The 16,501-nt window shown below is 66.9% G+C and carries 18 protein-coding genes; 15 read left to right on the top strand and 3 right to left on the bottom strand.

The annotated features are described in order from the left end of the window. Positions 1–66: 66 nt before the first annotated feature. On the bottom strand, positions 67–675 hold the full coding sequence (gstA, locus tag EJP67_RS06335) for a glutathione transferase GstA (RefSeq protein ID WP_126020730.1): 609 nt from the start codon (positions 673–675) through the stop codon (positions 67–69). Positions 676–860: 185 nt separating this feature from the next. Between gstA and EJP67_RS06330 the strand changes: the two genes are divergently transcribed. The 9 genes from EJP67_RS06330 to EJP67_RS06290 all read left to right on the top strand — a co-directional run bounded on the left by EJP67_RS06330 (position 861) and on the right by EJP67_RS06290 (position 8,958). Next, a complete protein-coding gene (locus EJP67_RS06330) occupies positions 861–1,046 on the top strand; it encodes a DUF1328 family protein (RefSeq protein ID WP_126020728.1) in 186 nt (61 codons plus the stop codon). Beyond that, positions 1,046–1,933 carry a transglutaminase-like domain-containing protein gene (locus EJP67_RS06325; RefSeq protein ID WP_126020726.1) on the top strand — a complete coding sequence of 296 codons (888 nt, stop codon included), beginning with the start codon at positions 1,046–1,048 and terminating at the stop codon, positions 1,931–1,933. The genes EJP67_RS06330 and EJP67_RS06325 overlap by 1 nt, the downstream gene beginning before the upstream one ends. Positions 1,934–2,107: 174 nt before the next feature. After that, a complete protein-coding gene (gene mnmG / locus EJP67_RS06320) occupies positions 2,108–4,051 on the top strand; it encodes a tRNA uridine-5-carboxymethylaminomethyl(34) synthesis enzyme MnmG (RefSeq protein WP_126020724.1) in 1,944 nt (647 codons plus the stop codon). Continuing rightward, positions 4,048–4,701 (top strand): 16S rRNA (guanine(527)-N(7))-methyltransferase RsmG, encoded by a 654-nt coding sequence (gene rsmG / locus EJP67_RS06315; RefSeq protein WP_126020721.1) that lies wholly within the window; start codon positions 4,048–4,050, stop codon positions 4,699–4,701. The genes mnmG and rsmG overlap by 4 nt, the downstream gene beginning before the upstream one ends. Positions 4,702–4,826: 125 nt before the next feature. Then, positions 4,827–5,441, top strand: coding sequence for a LysE family transporter (locus tag EJP67_RS06310; RefSeq protein ID WP_126020719.1), 615 nt, complete (start codon positions 4,827–4,829; stop codon positions 5,439–5,441). A gap of 22 nt (positions 5,442–5,463) precedes the next feature. Further along, the gene (locus EJP67_RS06305) at positions 5,464–6,384 is read left to right on the top strand and encodes a ParA family protein (RefSeq protein ID WP_126020717.1); all 921 of its coding nucleotides are present in this window, start codon (positions 5,464–5,466) and stop codon (positions 6,382–6,384) included. A gap of 42 nt (positions 6,385–6,426) precedes the next feature. After that, positions 6,427–6,972, top strand: coding sequence for an RBBP9/YdeN family alpha/beta hydrolase (locus EJP67_RS06300; RefSeq protein WP_126020715.1), 546 nt, complete (start codon positions 6,427–6,429; stop codon positions 6,970–6,972). Then, positions 6,972–7,943 carry a ParB/RepB/Spo0J family partition protein gene (locus EJP67_RS06295; protein WP_126020713.1) on the top strand — a complete coding sequence of 324 codons (972 nt, stop codon included), beginning with the start codon at positions 6,972–6,974 and terminating at the stop codon, positions 7,941–7,943. The genes EJP67_RS06300 and EJP67_RS06295 overlap by 1 nt, the downstream gene beginning before the upstream one ends. Positions 7,944–8,061: 118 nt before the next feature. Further along, positions 8,062–8,958, top strand: a complete 897-nt coding sequence (locus EJP67_RS06290) for a CsgG/HfaB family protein (RefSeq protein ID WP_126020711.1) — start codon at positions 8,062–8,064, stop codon at positions 8,956–8,958. 80 nt (positions 8,959–9,038) lie between these two features. Here the strand turns inward: EJP67_RS06290 and EJP67_RS06285 are convergent, their stop codons facing one another. Next, positions 9,039–10,463: an FAD-binding oxidoreductase gene (locus tag EJP67_RS06285; RefSeq protein ID WP_126020709.1), complete on the bottom strand. Its 1,425-nt coding sequence runs from the start codon at positions 10,461–10,463 to the stop codon at positions 9,039–9,041. 73 nt (positions 10,464–10,536) lie between these two features. Here EJP67_RS06285 and EJP67_RS06280 point away from each other — a divergent pair, with 73 nt between their 5' ends. The 4 genes from EJP67_RS06280 to EJP67_RS06265 are packed head-to-tail and all read left to right on the top strand — an operon-like array spanning position 10,537 to position 12,550. Further along, entirely contained in the window at positions 10,537–11,037 is a 501-nt protein-coding gene (locus tag EJP67_RS06280) for a DinB family protein (protein ID WP_126020707.1), read from the top strand. Positions 11,038–11,056: 19 nt separating this feature from the next. Continuing rightward, positions 11,057–11,656, top strand: coding sequence for a cob(I)yrinic acid a,c-diamide adenosyltransferase (locus tag EJP67_RS06275; RefSeq protein ID WP_126020705.1), 600 nt, complete (start codon positions 11,057–11,059; stop codon positions 11,654–11,656). Further along, entirely contained in the window at positions 11,653–12,012 is a 360-nt protein-coding gene (locus EJP67_RS06270) for a hypothetical protein (RefSeq protein WP_165909569.1), read from the top strand. The genes EJP67_RS06275 and EJP67_RS06270 overlap by 4 nt, the downstream gene beginning before the upstream one ends. Before the next feature lie 10 nt (positions 12,013–12,022). Beyond that, on the top strand, positions 12,023–12,550 hold the full coding sequence (locus tag EJP67_RS06265) for a class IV adenylate cyclase (RefSeq protein ID WP_126020703.1): 528 nt from the start codon (positions 12,023–12,025) through the stop codon (positions 12,548–12,550). On the opposite strand, the gene EJP67_RS06260 is transcribed toward EJP67_RS06265, so the two are convergent. After that, complete coding sequence (locus tag EJP67_RS06260; RefSeq protein WP_126020701.1) at positions 12,528–13,166, bottom strand: GDSL-type esterase/lipase family protein; 639 nt, start codon at positions 13,164–13,166, stop codon at positions 12,528–12,530. The two genes, EJP67_RS06265 and EJP67_RS06260, sit on opposite strands and share 23 nt — an antisense overlap. Positions 13,167–13,332: 166 nt before the next feature. Between EJP67_RS06260 and EJP67_RS06255 the strand changes: the two genes are divergently transcribed. Together EJP67_RS06255 and EJP67_RS06250 are read left to right on the top strand one after the other, a co-directional pair. After that, positions 13,333–14,517: an ABC transporter substrate-binding protein gene (locus EJP67_RS06255; RefSeq protein ID WP_126020700.1), complete on the top strand. Its 1,185-nt coding sequence runs from the start codon at positions 13,333–13,335 to the stop codon at positions 14,515–14,517. A gap of 151 nt (positions 14,518–14,668) precedes the next feature. Beyond that, positions 14,669–16,498, top strand: a complete 1,830-nt coding sequence (locus EJP67_RS06250) for an ABC transporter permease (protein ID WP_126020698.1) — start codon at positions 14,669–14,671, stop codon at positions 16,496–16,498. Positions 16,499–16,501: the final 3 nt, after the last annotated feature.

The following is a 16,501-nucleotide window of genomic DNA, read 5'->3' as shown; positions in this document are numbered from 1 at the left end:
TCGGGTTTTCCCTGAAGGAGCCCGATCCGCTCGCTGCTGCTTCTGCACGCTTTTGCGTGCTTCGGCTTACTTAAGAAGACCTTCGGCCTTCATCGCTTCCTGCACGGCAGGGCGGGCACCCACGCGGGCATGCCAGGCCAGCAGGTTGGGGAAGCCGGAGATGTCCACGCCCGTGGGCTTGGTCCAGTTGGTCACGGTGAACAGGTAGCCGTCGGCCACGCTGAAGTGATCGCCCATCAGGTATTCCTTGCTGGCGAGTTCGCCGTCGAGCCACTGGAAGCGCGACTTGAGCTTGTCCTTGAAGATGGTCTTGGCTTCCTCGGGCATGTTCGGGTTGAACAGCGGGCTGAAGCCCTTGTGCACTTCGGTGCCGATGAAGGTCAGCCATTCCTGCAGGCGGTAGCGCTGCATGGTGCCGGCGGCCGGGGCGAGGTTCTTGGTGGGGGCGAGGTCGGCGATGTACTGGAGGATGGCGGGGCCTTCGCGCAGGCGGGTGCCGTCGTCGAGTTCGAGCATCGGCACGTAGCCCAGCGGGTTGATGCCGTAGTAGTCGGTGCCGTCCTGGAGCTTGTGGCTCTTGGTGCTGGCCAGCACGGGTTCGGCGGCGATGCCCGCTTCATGCAGCGCGATGTGGGGGGAGAGCGAGCAGGCGCCGGGCGAGTAGTACAGCTTCATTCGAGAACTCCAGTGAATGTCGAGGTTGGTTGGATTCTTTGGGTAAACCGCAGCGGATGCTAGCGGGTTTGAAGGCGTCGCGTTTTTGTCCTACGGCCTCACGCGCGGGGTGACTATCGGGCTGGAAGACGGCGCTTCCTAAGCTGCGTTCCACGGCGGGCAGGGCCTGCTGCAAGGAGAAACGCATGTTGAAGTACGCCATCATTTTTGCAGTCATCTCGCTCGTGGCCGCGCTGCTCGGCTTCGGCGGCATCGCGGCGGGTGCGGCCGGCATCGCCAAGTTCCTGTTCGGCCTGTTCCTGGTGCTGGCGCTGCTGTTCGTGGTGCTGGCGGTGCTGGGCGTGGGCGCGGTGAAAAAAGCGATCGACTGATGCACCTCTCGCACATCGAGGCGCAGCTCGACTACGAAGTTGCCGCCCCGGCGCACATGCTGCTGAACATCGAGGCAGCGCGCTCGGGGATGCAGAGCGTGGTCGGGGAGGAACTGGTCGTGGAGCCGCCGACGCCTTTGCGGCTTTTCTGCGACGAGGGGAGCGGCAACCGCTTCGTCCGTTTCGATGCGAAGCCGGGGCCGCTGAAGATCGCCTACAAGGCCAGCGTTCGGCGCGCCCACGTGGTGGTGCCGAACGACCTGGCCGAGATGCCGGTGACCGAGGTGCCCGACGAGGTGCTGCACTACATGATGCCGACGCGCTACTGCGAGTCGGACCTGATGTCGCGCTGTGCCCAGCAGCTCTTCGGCGACCTGCCGCCCGGCATCGGCCGTGTGCAGGCCATCGTCGACTGGATCCACGACAGCATCACCTACGAGCCGGGCAGCAGCGACTCGACCACGACCGCGCGCGAGGTGTTCGTGGAACGCGCGGGCGTGTGCCGCGACTTCGCGCACCTGGGCATCACCTTCTGCCGCGCGCTGAACATTCCGGCGCGGCTGGTGGTCGGCTACGTGTGGTTCGACGAGCCGCCGCAGGATTTCCATGCCGTGTTCGAGGCATGGCTGGGCGGGCGCTGGGTGCTGTTCGATCCGACCCGCATGGCGCCGGTCGACCGGCTGGTGCGCGTGGGTACGGGGCGCGACGCGAAGGACGTGGCCTTCTGCACGATCTTCGGCGACGTGCGGATGACGGGGAAGAAGCTCGTCGTGCGCGAGCTGCAGGACGAGAGCCTGCAGCCGTCGATGCCGCCTTCGCCCACCGGCGAGGTGATGGGCATCGAGAAGCCCGTGCCCCTTGGACAAGTTGACGAAGCCGCGGCCTGATTGATTTGTTTGCTATAAAAATAATAGCAAACTATCGAGGACCGGCCTTGGAGGCAGCCCTTAGGCGTCGCTCTCCCAGCTTATCCACACAAGGGACGCAAAAGGGTGCGGCCGATTAAAATCGGTGCCCCTTTTGCGCCGCGCACGCGTCAGTTGTGCGCTCCCCATTTTCAAATGCTGTACCCCGAAGAATTCGACGTGATCGTCGTCGGCGGTGGCCATGCCGGCACCGAAGCCGCGCTCGCCGCTGCGCGCATGGGCGCCAAGACGCTGCTGCTCTCCCACAACATCGAGACGCTGGGGCAGATGAGCTGCAACCCGTCGATCGGCGGCATCGGCAAGGGCCACCTGGTGAAGGAGGTCGACGCGCTCGGCGGTGCAATGGCGATCGCGACCGACGAGGCCGGCATCCAGTTCCGCATCCTCAATTCGAGCAAGGGCCCGGCCGTGCGAGCGACCCGCGCTCAGGCGGACCGTGTCCTGTACAAGGCGGCCATCCGCCGCAGGCTGGAGAACCAGCCGAACCTGAGCCTGTTCCAGCAGGCGGTCGACGACCTGATGGTGGAGGGCGATCGCGTGGTCGGCGCCGTCACGCAGGTGGGCATCGCTTTCCGTGCGCGGACCGTGGTGCTGACCGCGGGCACTTTCCTCGACGGGCGCATCCACGTCGGCCTCGACAACTACCAGGCCGGGCGCGCAGGCGATCCGCCGGCAGTCAGCCTTTCTGCGCGGCTCAAGGAACTGAAGCTGCCGCAAGGCCGCCTCAAGACCGGCACGCCGCCGCGGCTCGACGGGCGCAGCATCGATTTCTCCAAATGCACCGAGCAGCCGGGTGACGGCATGCCCGGCGGGGCAGGGCCGGTGCCGGTCTTCAGCTTCATGGGTCGCGCTGACATGCATCCGCAGCAGATGCCCTGCTGGATCACTCATACCAATGCGCGGACGCACGAGATCATCCGCTCGGGCTTCGACCGCAGCCCGATGTTCACCGGCAAGATCGACGGCGTGGGTCCGCGCTACTGCCCGAGCGTGGAGGACAAGATCAACCGCTTCGCCGACAAGGAAAGCCACCAGATCTTCCTCGAGCCCGAAGGGCTGACGACCAACGAGTACTACCCGAACGGGATCTCGACCAGCCTGCCCTTCGACATCCAGTACCAGCTCGTGCGCTCGATGCCCGGGCTGGAGAACGCTCACATCCTGCGGCCTGGCTATGCCATCGAATACGACTACTTCGATCCGCGGGAGCTCAAGAGCAGTTTCGAGACACGCTCGGTCAAGGGACTGTTCTTTGCCGGGCAGATCAACGGCACGACCGGTTATGAAGAGGCGGCGGCTCAGGGTCTGTTCGCCGGTATCAACGCCGCGTTGCAATGCCGCGGCGAAGACGCTTGGCTGCCGCGCCGCGATGAAGCCTACCTGGGCGTGCTGGTCGACGACCTCATCACCAAGGGCGTGACCGAGCCATACCGCATGTTCACCAGCCGCGCCGAGTTCCGGCTGCAGCTGCGCGAGGACAACGCCGATATGCGCCTGACCGAAACCGGACGAAAGCTGGGCTTGGTAGACGACGAGCGCTGGGACGCATTCAGCCGAAAGCGCGACGCTGTTTCACGTGAAACAGAGCGCCTCAAGTCGATCTGGGTGAACCCGCGCAACCTGCCGGCTTCGGAATCGGAGCGGGTGCTGGGCAAGGCCATCGACCACGAATACAACTTGGCCGATCTGCTGCGCCGGCCGGACGTGAGCTACGAAACGTTGATGACGCTCGATGGCGGCAAGTACAGCGCCCAAGCTCCGCTGAGCGAGACCGAGATCGAGCAGATCGAGATCTCGGCCAAGTACTCCGGATACATCGAGCGCCAGCATGACGAAGTGGAGCGCGCGGCGCACTTCGAGAACCTGAAGCTCCCGGTCGATTTCGACTACAGCCAGGTCAAGGCGCTGAGCTTCGAGGTGCGACAGAAGCTCAACAAGCACCGGCCGGAAACGCTGGGACTGGCTTCGCGCATCTCCGGTGTGACGCCGGCCGCCATTTCCCTGCTGATGATCCATCTGCGAAAGGGCGGCCATAAGGCCTTTGCCCGCGACGCTGCAACGGAAGCTGCCGCCGAATGACGGCGCCGATCGACACGCTGCGCGCAGGCGCGGCCGACATGGGCGTGGCGCTGTCCGATTCCCAGGCCGAACGGCTGTTGGCGTACGGCACGCTGATGCTCAAGTGGAACAAGGTCTACAACCTCACGGCGCTGCGCGATCCGGCAAGCGTGCTGACGCACCACCTGCTCGACAGTCTCGCGGCGGTCGCGCCGCTGCGGCGCGAATGGGCAGGGAAGGGGAAGCTGCTGGATGTGGGTTCCGGTGGCGGCTTGCCTGGGGTGGTGATCGCGATCATGCGACCCGATCTTGAAGTGAGTTGCCTTGATGCGGTGGCCAAGAAGGCCGCATTTGTCCAGCAGGTCGCAGGTGAACTGGAACTGCCGAACCTTCGCGGGCTGCATGCCCGGGTCGAATCGCTGGTCGGCAGCTATGAAATCATCAGCTCCCGCGCTTTCGCATCGCTGCCCGATTTCTTCAACGGCTCGATGAATCTGCTCGCACCCGGCGGTGTCTGGCTCGCCATGAAGGGCAAGGTACCGACCGACGAACTCGCTGTATTGCCCAAGGGCGTGTCTGTGTTTCACGTGGAACAACTGACGGTTCCGGGCTTGGATGCCGAGCGCTGCATTGTCTGGGCACGCAAGGCTCCTGCCGAAATCGGCGCCTGATTCACGAAAAGAGGGGGCGACACCGGTAAAAGCCGGTGTCCGAACGATCTTCGCGGCAGTGTGCTCGCTTAGACTCGATGCCTCCCTCTGGTCTCCTTCCTGGCTCGCTTTTTCGAGGCAAACCCATGTTCGGCATCGCTGACTACGGCGCATTCGTCGCCGCCATCATCCTGTTCCTCCTGATTCCCGGTCCGGGCAATCTCGCGCTGATCACCTCGACCAGCAAGGGCGGCATCCGTGGCGGTCTCGCCGCGACGGCCGGGGTGATCGTCGGCGACCAGTTCCTCCTCTGGGCAGCGGTGGCCGGCGTGTCGGCCGTCATGGCTGCCTACCCGGCTGCGTTCAAGGCAGTGCAATGGCTGGGCGCAGCCTATCTGGCCTGGATGGGCATCAAGATGCTGATGGCGAAGCCCGGCTCGGCCCCTATCCTCAACATCAAGCCCAGCCACTTCATGCGCCAGGCATTCACGATCACGCTGCTGAATCCGAAGGCGATCGTGTTCTACATGGCCTTCTTCCCGCTGTTCGTGGACCCGGCCCGGCACCAGGGCCTGATCACTTTTGGCGCGATGGCCGTGACCATCGCCGCGCTGACGTTCCTGTACGGCCTGACCTCGACGCTGCTCACGCACTTCCTGGCCGAGCGTATCCGCGCGAATCCCCGCATTTCCACCACGCTCGAAAAGCTTGCCGGCAGCTTCCTGATCGCCTTCGGCGTCAAGCTCGCAATCTCGCGCTGATCGATCGATCCCCGGTACTCACATGGCCAAGATTTTCTGCATCGCCAACCAGAAGGGCGGCGTCGGCAAGACCACCACCACCGTCAATCTCGCCGCCGGTCTGGCAAAGGTAGGCCAGCGCGTGTTGATGATCGACCTCGACCCGCAGGGCAATGCCACCATGGGTTCGGGCATCGACAAGCGCGAGCTGGAGTTGACGGTGTACGACGTGCTGCTCGAATCGGCCTCGGTGGCCGAGGCGCGGGTCAAGGCCGACAAGCTGGTGGAAGGCGGTTGCGGCTACGACGTGCTGGGCGCCAACCGAGAACTGGCGGGTGCCGAAGTCGAAATGGTCGCGCTCGACCGCCGCGAGAAGCGCCTGCGCACCGCGCTGGCGGCCGTCGGTGCCGAGTACGACTTCGTGCTGATCGACTGCCCGCCCAGCCTGAGCCTGCTGACGCTGAACGGGCTGTGCGCCGCCCACGGCGTGATCGTGCCGATGCAGTGCGAGTACTTCGCGCTCGAAGGCCTGACCGACCTGGTCAACACCATCAAGCAGGTGCACGCCAACCTCAACAAGAACCTGCAGATCATCGGCCTGCTGCGCGTGATGTTCGATCCGCGCATCACGCTGCAGCAGCAGGTGAGCGAGCAGCTCAAGTCCCACTTCGGCGACAAGGTGTTCGACACCGTCATCCCGCGCAACGTACGGCTGGCCGAAGCGCCGAGCTACGGGCTGCCCGGCGTGGTGTTCGACCCGGCCGCGCGCGGCAGCCAGGCCTTCATCGCCTTCGCGCAGGAACTGGTCGACAAGATGCCGCCCGCGAGCGCCTTTGCCTCCGGCGCGGTGGCTCCGCCGATCGCACCGGTTGCGCGCATTACGCCGGACCTGCCGATTCCCGACGACGTCATGGCGCCGGCGGCCGCGCCGGCTACCGACTCGACAAGTGAGAACAATGCCTGACGGCCGCTTGCGACCCGCAGGGTGCTATCAAATCCGTAGCAAATGACAGAGCCTCGCATCCTGCTGCTGCCCGGTTGGCAGAACAGCGGCCCCGGCCATTGGCAGACCCGCTGGGAATCGGTCCATGGCGATCACCGCGTCGAGCAGCACGAGTGGATGCGCCCGCTGCGCGGCGACTGGTCCGCACGGCTCGAAGAAGAAGTGCTGGCATCGCCCGGCCAGGTGGTCTTCGCGGCGCACAGCCTGGGCTGCATCCTCGTTGCCGCCTGGGCCGCGCATTCGCGCAACACGCACAAGGTGCGCGGCGCGCTGCTGGTCGCACCCGGAGACGTGGAGAGCGACAACCTGCGCCAGCAGATTCCCGGCTGGGCGCCCATCGTGCGCAAGCCGCTGCCGTTCCCGGCGGTGCTGATCGCCGCCAATGACGATCCTTATTGCGAAGCCTCGCGCTCCCGGCAACTTGCCGCCGACTGGGGCGCGCGCTTCATCGATGCCGGCGCGGGCGGTCATCTGAATGCCGAATCGGGCCTGGGCGACTGGCCCGAGGGCCGGAAACTCCTGAACGAAATCTCGAAAGAAAAGAACTGATGGCGACCAAGAAACCCAAGGGACTGGGCCGCGGCCTCGAAGCGCTGCTGGGCCCGACGGCCGCCCCATCCGCCGACAACACAGGCGGCGGCAGTGGCAGCGCCAACGATGCGGAGGAGGGCGGCGCGCAACGCAACCCGAGCACGCTGATGCTCGACCAGATGGTCGCCGGCGTCTACCAGCCGCGCACGCGCATGGACGAGGGCGCGCTCTACGAGCTGGCCGAGAGCATCAAGGTGCAGGGCATCATGCAGCCGATCCTGGTGCGCCGGCTCGATCCCGAATCGGCCGCGGCCAAGAACGCCGAGTACGAAATCATCGCGGGCGAGCGGCGCTTCCGTGCCGCGAAGCTCGCCGGCCTCGACAGCGTGCCAGTGCTGGTGCGCGACGTGCCCAACGAGGCCGCTGCGGCGATGTCGCTCATCGAGAACATCCAGCGCGAGGATCTCAATCCGCTCGAAGAGGCCCAAGGTTTGCAACGCCTGGTGACCGAGTTTGGGCTCACTCACGAGCAGGCGGCGCAGGCCGTGGGCCGCTCGCGCAGTGCGGCCAGCAATCTGCTGCGGCTGCTCAACCTGGCCGAGCCCGCGCAGCAGATGCTGATGGCCGGCGACATCGACATGGGCCATGCCCGCGCGTTGCTGTCGCTCGACCGCGGCACCCAGATCACGGCCGCCAACCAGATCGCGGCCAAGAAGATGTCGGTGCGCGAGGCCGAGTCGCTGGTGAAGAAGCTCGCGGCCGAGTTCACGCTCACGCCCTCGCGCCGCAGCAACGACGGCGAGAAGTCGCGCGACCTGCTGCGCGTCGAGGAAGAACTGGCCGACCTGCTCACGGCCGAGGTCGAGGTCCGCATCAAGAAGCGCACCAAGCGCGGCGGCCGCGTCGAGGAAAGCGGCGAGCTCGCGATCCACTTCGGCTCCATCGATGCGCTCAACGGACTGATCGAACGCATCCGCCGAACGGCCTAGTGTTGTGAATCGGGGCTCCGGCATTCGTTTGATTGATTCCTGCAATCCTTTGCGCGTATCCTCGACCGCTGGTTTTTCCAACCCCAGTTCTCTGAACAAACAGAGGGAGTAGTCCACCATGCAGCTCACCAGGTTTCCGCTCGCGGCCATCGCCGCCGGCGCACTTCTTCTCACCGGTTGCGCCACGACCGACATGCAAATGGGCAGCCAGTCGGCCAAGACCATGGCCACCGGCAGCGCGGCGGGTGGCGCCACCGACAACGCCAGCAGCCAGCTCGAGCGCTGCGAATCGCCGCTCGGCACCGTCTCCCTGATCGAGAACCAGAACGCGGGCTGGTACACCATCCTCACCGGCGAATACCGCCTGCCTCCCACGGCCAACCTGCTGCGCCTGCTGGTGCAGCAATCGAACTGCTTCATCGTGGTCGAACGCGGCGCTGCAGGCATGAATGCCATGACGCGCGAACGCGCGCTGATGCAGTCGGGCGAAATGCGCGGCGGCAGCAACTTCGGCCGCGGCCAGATGGTCGCTTCCGATTACGGCCTGTCGCCCGAAATCGTGTTCAGCAACAGCGACGCTGGCGGCGTCGGCGGCGCGCTCGGCGGCCTGGTGGGTGGCGGCCGTGGTCGTGCGCTCGCAGCCCTGGGCGGCAGCATGCAGACCAAGGAAGCCAGCGCGATGTTGACCCTGATCGACAACCGCTCCGGTGTGCAGGTTGCCGCTTCCGAAGGCAGCGCCTCCAAGACCGACTTCGGCGCCTTCGGTGCACTCGCTGGCCGCAGCGCGGGCGGCGGCCTCGGTGGCTACACCAACACCGCCCAGGGCAAGGTGATCGCCGCGGCCTTCATGGACGCCTTCAACCAGATGGTCCGCTCGCTGCGCAACTACAAGGCGCAGACCGTGCGTGGCCAGGGCCTCGGCGGCGGCGGCCGCCTGGGCGTGGACGGTGGTGCGGCACCCTCGCAGACCTACGTGCCGGCAGAGAAGGCACCAGCCCGTCGCCGCAGCAACTGATCGATCGATCGGTCATCGCACAACAAAAAGCCCGGCGGCTCGCAAGAGCCCCGGGCTTTTTCGTTGAGTGCTGCGCGGAATCAGAGGCTGAAGATCTTCCCCGGATTCATGATGTTCTTCGGATCGAGCGCGCGCTTGATCGTGCGCATCATGTCGATGGCGCCCGTGCCCGCCTCGTTCACCAGGAACTCCATCTTGTGCAGCCCCACGCCGTGCTCGCCGGTGCAGGTGCCTTCGAGCGCCAGCGCGCGGCTCACCAGCGCGTGGTTCAGCTCCTCGGCCTTCACGCGCTCCTCGGGGATGTTCGGGTCGAGCAGGTAGCCGAAGTGGAAGTTGCCGTCGCCCACGTGGCCGACGAGGAAGTAGGGGATGCCGCTGGCATCGGCCTCGGCCACCGAGTCGAGCAGGCAGTCGGCCAGGCGCGAGATCGGCACGCAGGTGTCGGTCGAGATCACGCGGCAGCCGGGACGCGACTGCACCGCCGCGAAGTAGCTGTTGTGCCGCGCCGTCCACAGCCGCGTGCGCTCTTCCGGCGTGCTCGCCCACTCGAAGGCATTGCCGCCGTGGCCGCTCGCGAGCTCCTGCACCGTCTCGGCCTGCTCCTTCACGCCGGCGGGCGAGCCGTGGAACTCCATCAGCAGCATCGGTTCCTCGCGCAGGTTCAGCTTGGCGTAGGCGTTCACCATGCGCACCGTGTTCACGTCGATCAGCTCCACGCGCGCGATCGGCACGCCGAGCTGGATGGTTTCGATGGTGGTGCGCACCGCGGCCTCGATGCTCGGGAACGAGCAGATCGCCGCGGACACCGCCTCGGGCAGCGGGTAGATGCGCAGCGTGATCTCGGTGACCACGCCCAGCGTGCCCTCGCTGCCCACCATGAGGCGCGTGAGGTCATAGCCGGCCGACGACTTCTTCGCGCGCGTGCCGGTGCGGATGACTTCGCCCGCGGCCGTCACCACTTCGAGCGCCAGCACGTTCTCGCGCATCGTGCCGTAGCGCACCGCGTTCGTGCCGCTGGCGCGCGTGGCCGTCATGCCGCCGATGGAGGCGTCGGCGCCCGGGTCGATGGGGAAGAACAGGCCCGTGCTCTTGATCTCTTCGTTGAGCTGCTTGCGCGTGACGCCGGGCTGCACCGTCACCGTGAGGTCGTCGGCATTCACCGACAGCACCTTGTTCATGCGCGAGACGTCGATGCTGATGCCGCCCTGCACCGCCAGCAGGTGGCCTTCGAGCGAGGAGCCCACGCCGAAGGGAATGACCGGCACGCTGTGCTCGCTCGCGAGCTTCACCGCGTCTGCAACATCCTGCGTGCTCTCGGCGAACACCACGGCGGAGGGGGGCGGCGCGTCGAAGGAAGACTCGTCGCGGCCGTGCTGCGTGCGCACCGCCATCGCCGTGGAACAGTTGGCGCCGAAGCGTGCCTTCAGCGCCTCGATCAGGCTCTCGGGGACGTCGCGCAGATGAAGCTCCGGCATCAGGTGCGAGGTTTGGGTCGGGGCGTTCATCGGCTGTCTCCTGGCGGGGTGGGGGTGATCGGCCATTCTACGGAGCGAGCACCATAATGCGCTTCGGAAAAACATGAACCCCACCACACTCAGCGCCCTTGCGGCCTTCCCCTCGCAGCTGGAGGCCCACTACGCGGCCATTCCCTTCGCCTTCAGGCACTGGACGCCGCCTTCGTGGGAAGGCGTGCCCAGCGAGGCCTTCACCGCCATCGAGCAGCTCTGCCATGTGCGCGACATCGAGATCGAGGGCTACCACGTGCGCTTCCGGCGCACGCTGGCCGAATCGCATCCCACGCTCGCATCCATCGACAGCGAGCCGCTGGCCATCGAGCGCAACTACGGAGCGGCCGATGCGGCGCAGGTGCTGGCCGATTTCCGCATGGCGCGCGCGCAGACGATGGAGATCATCTCCAGCCTGAGCGACGCACAGCTCGCGCGCACGGCAGTGTTCGAAGGCTACGGCCCGCTCACGATGCGCAGCCTCATCCACTACCTCTGCAGCCATGACCAGCAGCACCTCGCCGGTCTGCAATGGCTGGCGGGCAAGATCGACGCATCGACCGTCGCGCAGTAAGAAAGAAGCAGGAGCGCCCATGGGCAACCGACTTTCCCAGATCGCCACCCGAACGGGCGACGACGGCACTACCGGCCTCGGCGACAACACGCGCGTGTCGAAGGACAACCTGCGCGTGCACGCGATGGGCGACGTGGACGAACTCAACTCGAACATCAGCGTGCTGCTGTGCGAGCCTATGCCCGAGCCCGTGCGCGAGCTGCTGGTCGATGTGCAGCACCAGCTCTTCAACCTTGGCGGCGAGCTGTCGATGCCGGGCTTCACGCTGCTGAAGTCCGAGGCCCTGCTGCAGCTCGACAACGCGCTCGCCGAACACAACGCCGCGCTGCCGCGCCTGGCTGAATTCATCCTGCCCGCCGGCACACGCGCGGCCTCGCTCGCGCATGTGTGCCGCACGGTGGCGCGCAGGGCCGAGCGTGCCGTGGTGGCGCTGGGCGCCGTCGAACAACTCAACGACGCGCTGCGCCAATACCTCAACCGGCTCAGCGACCTGCTCTTCGTGCTCGCGCGCGTGCTCAACCGCATGGACGGCGGCGACGACGTCTACTGGAAGAGCGAGCGCATGGCGCGTGCTGCCGCTGTGGCAGCGGAAGACACAGACACCAAGGAGGCTCCATGAAACTTTCCTTCTCTCTCCACGCGCCGCTTGCCGTGGCGATGTCCGCGATGCTGTGCCTGCCCGGTCTCGCGCAGGCCCAGAGCGCCGACAACCCGCCGAAGGCGCAGCGCGCCCATACGCTCAAGTCGCCCTCGCGCGGCGGCAAGGTTGTGGGAAGCGTGCAGCGCGGCACCAACGCCGCCGGCCGCAGCATCGACCGCGCCGACGCAGCTACGCGGCGCGGCGTCAACAACGTGTCGGAAAAGGCCAGCCGGCCCGTGCGCCGGGTGGGCGAGGCCTTCGGGCGCAAGCTCTCGCCAGGATCGAGCGGGCGTGCTGCACCGCCGTCCGTGGGCCCGCAAGGCAGCGCGCCTTGAGCTTCCCGAGATGTCTAGAAACATAGAAATCAAGGCCCGCATCGACAGCGTGGAACGCGTTGCAGCCATCGCCGCGACACTGGCCGACAAGGGCCCCATCGAGATCGCGCAGGAAGACACCTTCTTCCGCTGCACCGACGGCGCCGACCGCCTCAAGCTGCGCACCTTCGCGCCCGACCGCGCGGAGCTGATCTTCTATCGTCGCGCCAACAGCAGCGGTCCGAAGGAATCGTTCTACCTGATCACGCCCTGCGCCACGCCCGACGTGCTGCGCGAATCGCTCACGCTCGCCTGGGGCCAGGCGGGCCGGGTGCGCAAGCAGCGCCGGCTGTTCCTCGCGGGCCGCACGCGCATCCACCTCGATCGCGTGGAAGGGCTTGGCGAATTCCTCGAGCTCGAAGTGGTGTTGGAGGAGGGCGAGTCGGCCGAGGCCGGCATCGCCGAGGCGCATGCACTCATGGCGCAATTGGGCGTGCGCACCGGCCAGCTGGTGCAGGGCGCCTACGTCGACCTGCTCAACGCCAGCCAGCGGACTTGAGCTGATCCGCCAGGAGCTGCGCGACCTTCTCGTAGCCTCGCGCATTCGCATGGATGCGGTCGGAGCGCAGCGACGAATCCGAGAGCACGCTCGAATACACGTTGGCGACCAGCAGCGCCTGCTGTGCCTTCGCCACCTCTTCGTAGAACGGCGCATCGCTGAGCGACCCCACCGCCGCTCGCATCGCATCGGGCGCGGGCGTCGCCAGCACGGCCACGTAGGGCGTGTGCGCGCGCGCCTGGGTGACGAGCTCCACGAGGTTGTCGCGCGTGGATGCGGCCGACACGCCACGCAGCATGTCGTTGCCGCCGATGCCGATCAGGATCGCGTCGTAGCTCGCGCCGCCCAGCAGACCTGGCAGGCGCTGCAGCGCGCCCGCCGAGGTGTCGCCATTGACGCCCGCGTTCTCGACCTGCCAGCCAGTGAGTTCGCCCAGCTTCACCGGCCATGACGCCTCGGGCGGCGCGCCGTAGCCGAAGGTCAGGCTGTCGCCCAGGGCCAGCACGTGGGCTCCGGACTTCAGCGCCGCCGTCGAGGGCTTGCGCCTGCCGCATGCCGCCAGGAGGCTCGCAGCGGATACGCCCGCCAGCAGATGGAGAAGGTGTCGTCGCTTCATGTGGCGCGCAGCTTAAACGCAGCACCGAAGCCGCGCGAGTGCTTGTCCCTTTGCTCGGAAAGCGCATAAGCCTCCCCGTTTTTGTTCGTTCCCCGGTGTGGAGCGCGGGCGAAGAATGACTGGCTCCCCGCACCTCTCCCATCCATCACCGGACCCGAACGACACCATGCCGCTGCTCTTGAACCGCCACCGCTTCCTGCGTCATGTGACCGCACTCTCCATGGCCCTGCTGGCCGCGCCTTTTGCCGCATTGGCCGCACCTGCCACCGGCGAGCCGGTGTGGTTCGGCGTGAGCGGGCCCGTCACCGGACAGAACGCGCAGTACGGCGCGCAGTGGAAGGCCGGCTTCGACCTCGCGCTGGAGCACATCAACGCGCAGGGCGGCATCCACGGCCGTCCGCTGGCCTACAACTTCGAAGACAGCCAGAGCGACCCGCGCCAGTCGGTGGCCATCGCGCAGAAGCTGGTGAACGACAAGCGCGTGCTCATCGAGCTCGGCGACTTCTCCAGCCCGGCCTCGATGGCCGCCTCGCCCATCTACCAGCGCGCGGGCCTGGTGCAGCTGGGCTTCACCAACTCGCACCCCGACTTCACCAAGGGCGGCGACTACATCTGGAGCCCCTCCATCAGCCAGGCCGACGCGCAGCCACTGCTGGCCGAGCTCGCGGTGAAGACGCTGGGCTTCAAGCGCATCGCCGTGCTGTATCTGAACACCGACTGGGGCCGCACCAGCAAGGACGTGCTCGTGAAGGCCGCGCAGGAGCGCGGCGCGCAGGTCGCCATCGCCGAGGGCTACCAGCCCGACGAGAAGGACTTCCGATCGTCGCTGGTGCGCGTGCGCGACGCCAACCCCGACGGGCTGTTGCTCATCTCCTACTACCCCGACGGCGCGCTCATCGCGGGCCAGGTGCGCAGCGTGGGGCTGAAGCAGCCCATCGCCGCGGTGGGCTCGGTGTATTCGCCGAAGTTCATCGAGCTCGGCGGCGCGGCGGTGAACGGCATCTACACCAACACTGCCTTCTATCCCGACGAGCCGCGCGCCGAGGTGCAGGACTTCGTGAAGAGCTTCCGCGCCAGGTACGGCAAGGAGCCCGACGCCTTCAACGCCTACGCCTACGACGCGGTGGTGTACGCCGCCGCCGCGCTGCGCCAGGCAGGCCCCGGTGCCGACCGCAAGGCCGTGCGCGACGCCTTCTACAAGATCAAGGACGTGCCCAGCGTGATCTTCGGCAAGGCCAGCTTCGATGCGCAGACGCGGCGGATCATCGGCGTGAAGAGCGTCAACCTCGTCGTGAAGGACGGCAGGTGGGCGCAGCTGGACGAGAAGGCGGCGGTGGCTGCATCGAAATGAGCAGTCTCGCGCGTCGTTCCCTCTCCCGCTTGCGGGAGAGGGCCAGGGTGAGGGCAGGGGCCTTCGCAAAACAGCAGTCCCTCGCATCGGCCGCTGCACCCTCACCCCAACCCTCTCCCGCACGCGGGAGAGGGGGCAAAGCCGGCATGCCATGAGCTTCACTTCGTTCTTCGACTACACCGTCAACGGCCTGATCATCGGCAACATCTATGCGCTGCTGGCGGTGGGGCTCGCGCTGATCTTCGGCGTCTCGCATCTCATCAACTTCGCGCACGGCTCGGTGTACACCGTGGGCGCGTACATCGGCTGGGCGTCGATCACGTACCTGCACACGCCGCTGCCCGTGACCATCGCGCTGGTGGTGATCGGCTCGGGCGCGCTGGGCATGCTGATCGAACGCGTGGGCCTACGGCCGCTACAGGGCGCTGCGCGCATCGCGCCGCTGCTGGCCACCATCGGCATCAGCTTCGTGCTCGACATCCTGGTGCAGCTGGTGTTCAGCCCCGACCCTCGCTCGTTGCCCACGCAGTTGCCCGACTGGCGCCTGCAGATCGGCACCGGCACCATCGGCGCGCTCGACATCCTCATCGCCGGCATCGGCCTCGCGAGTGCGGCCGTGCTGTTCGGCTTCCTGCGTTTCACGAAACTCGGCTGGGCCGTGCGCGCCACCGCGCAGGACCGCGACGCGGCGCAGCAGATGGGCGTGGACGTGGACCGCGTGAACCAGACAGTGTTCGCCATCGCCGCCGCGCTGGGCGGGCTCTCGGGCCTGCTGGTGGGCATGTACTACAACAACATCAGCCCGGCGATGAGCTTCCAGGCCACGCTCAAGGGCGTGGTGGCTACCGTGGTCGGCGGCGTGGGCAACGTGCCCGGCGCCATCGCGGGCAGTTTGCTGCTGGGGCTGATCGAGAGCTACGGCGTGGCGATCCTCGGCACGCCGTACCGCAATCTCTTCGCCTTTGCGCTGCTGCTTGTGATCCTGCTGTGGAAGCCCAACGGGCTGTTCGGACGCAAGCGCGCGTTGCCGCCCGAGCCGCTCACAGGCACCTTCATCGCGCCGAGCAAACCTTGGCACGTGCCGCGCAGCCTGCTGCTCGCGCTGTTCGCAGCGGCGGTGGCGCTGCCGCTGTTCGACCCGTCTCCGTACCTGCTGCAGACGCTCACCAACGCGTGGCTCTACGGCGCGCTCGCGCTGAGCCTCACGCTGGTGGCCGGCACCATCGGGCAGATCTCGCTGGGCCATGCGGGGCTGCTGGCCATCGGCGCCTATGCATCGTCGCTGCTGGTGCTCGACCTGCGCCTGCCGGTGGGAACGGGCATCGTGCTCGCGGGCCTTCTCACTTCGCTGATCGGCACGGCGCTGATCTTCCCGGCCTTCAGGCTGCGCGGCCACTACGTGTCGATCGCCACGCTGGGCATCGGCGAGATCGTGGCGCTCACCATCCTCAACTGGGAAAGCCTCACGCACGGGCCCATCGGCGTGTCGGGCATTCCGCCGCTGTCGCTCTTCGGGCGCGATGCCTCGTCGAACGAGGCCATCTACTGGGCTTCGTTCGGCGCGATGGTGCTGCTCGCGCTGCTGCAGTGGCGCCTGCTGCGCTCGCACCTGGGCCGCACCTTCCGCGCGGTGCGCGAGGACGAGGTGGCCGCGCGCGCCTATGGCGTGAGCCCCGACCGCTACAAGGCGCTGGCCTTCGGCTTCGGCGGCTTCGCAGCCGGCGTGAGCGGCGCCTTCACCGCGCACATGTACTCGTACATCAACCACGAGACCTTCGGCTCGCAGATCTCGATCCTGGCGCTGACGATGGTCATCCTCGGCGGGCTCGGAAACATCAGCGGCGCGCTGCTGGGCGCGGTGGCGCTCGTGAGCCTGCCGGAGCTGTTCCGCGTGACGGCGGAGTACCGGATGCTGATCTACGGCGTCGCACTGCTTCTCCTGATCCGATTCCGCCCGCAGGGTTTGCTGGGCACTGTCTGAAGG

This window comes from Variovorax guangxiensis, from assembly GCF_003952165.1.
Lineage (GTDB): Bacteria > Pseudomonadota > Gammaproteobacteria > Burkholderiales > Burkholderiaceae_C > Variovorax > Variovorax guangxiensis.
Note: the sequence above shows the minus strand (reverse complement) of the source record. Positions and strands in the feature narration are given on the sequence as shown.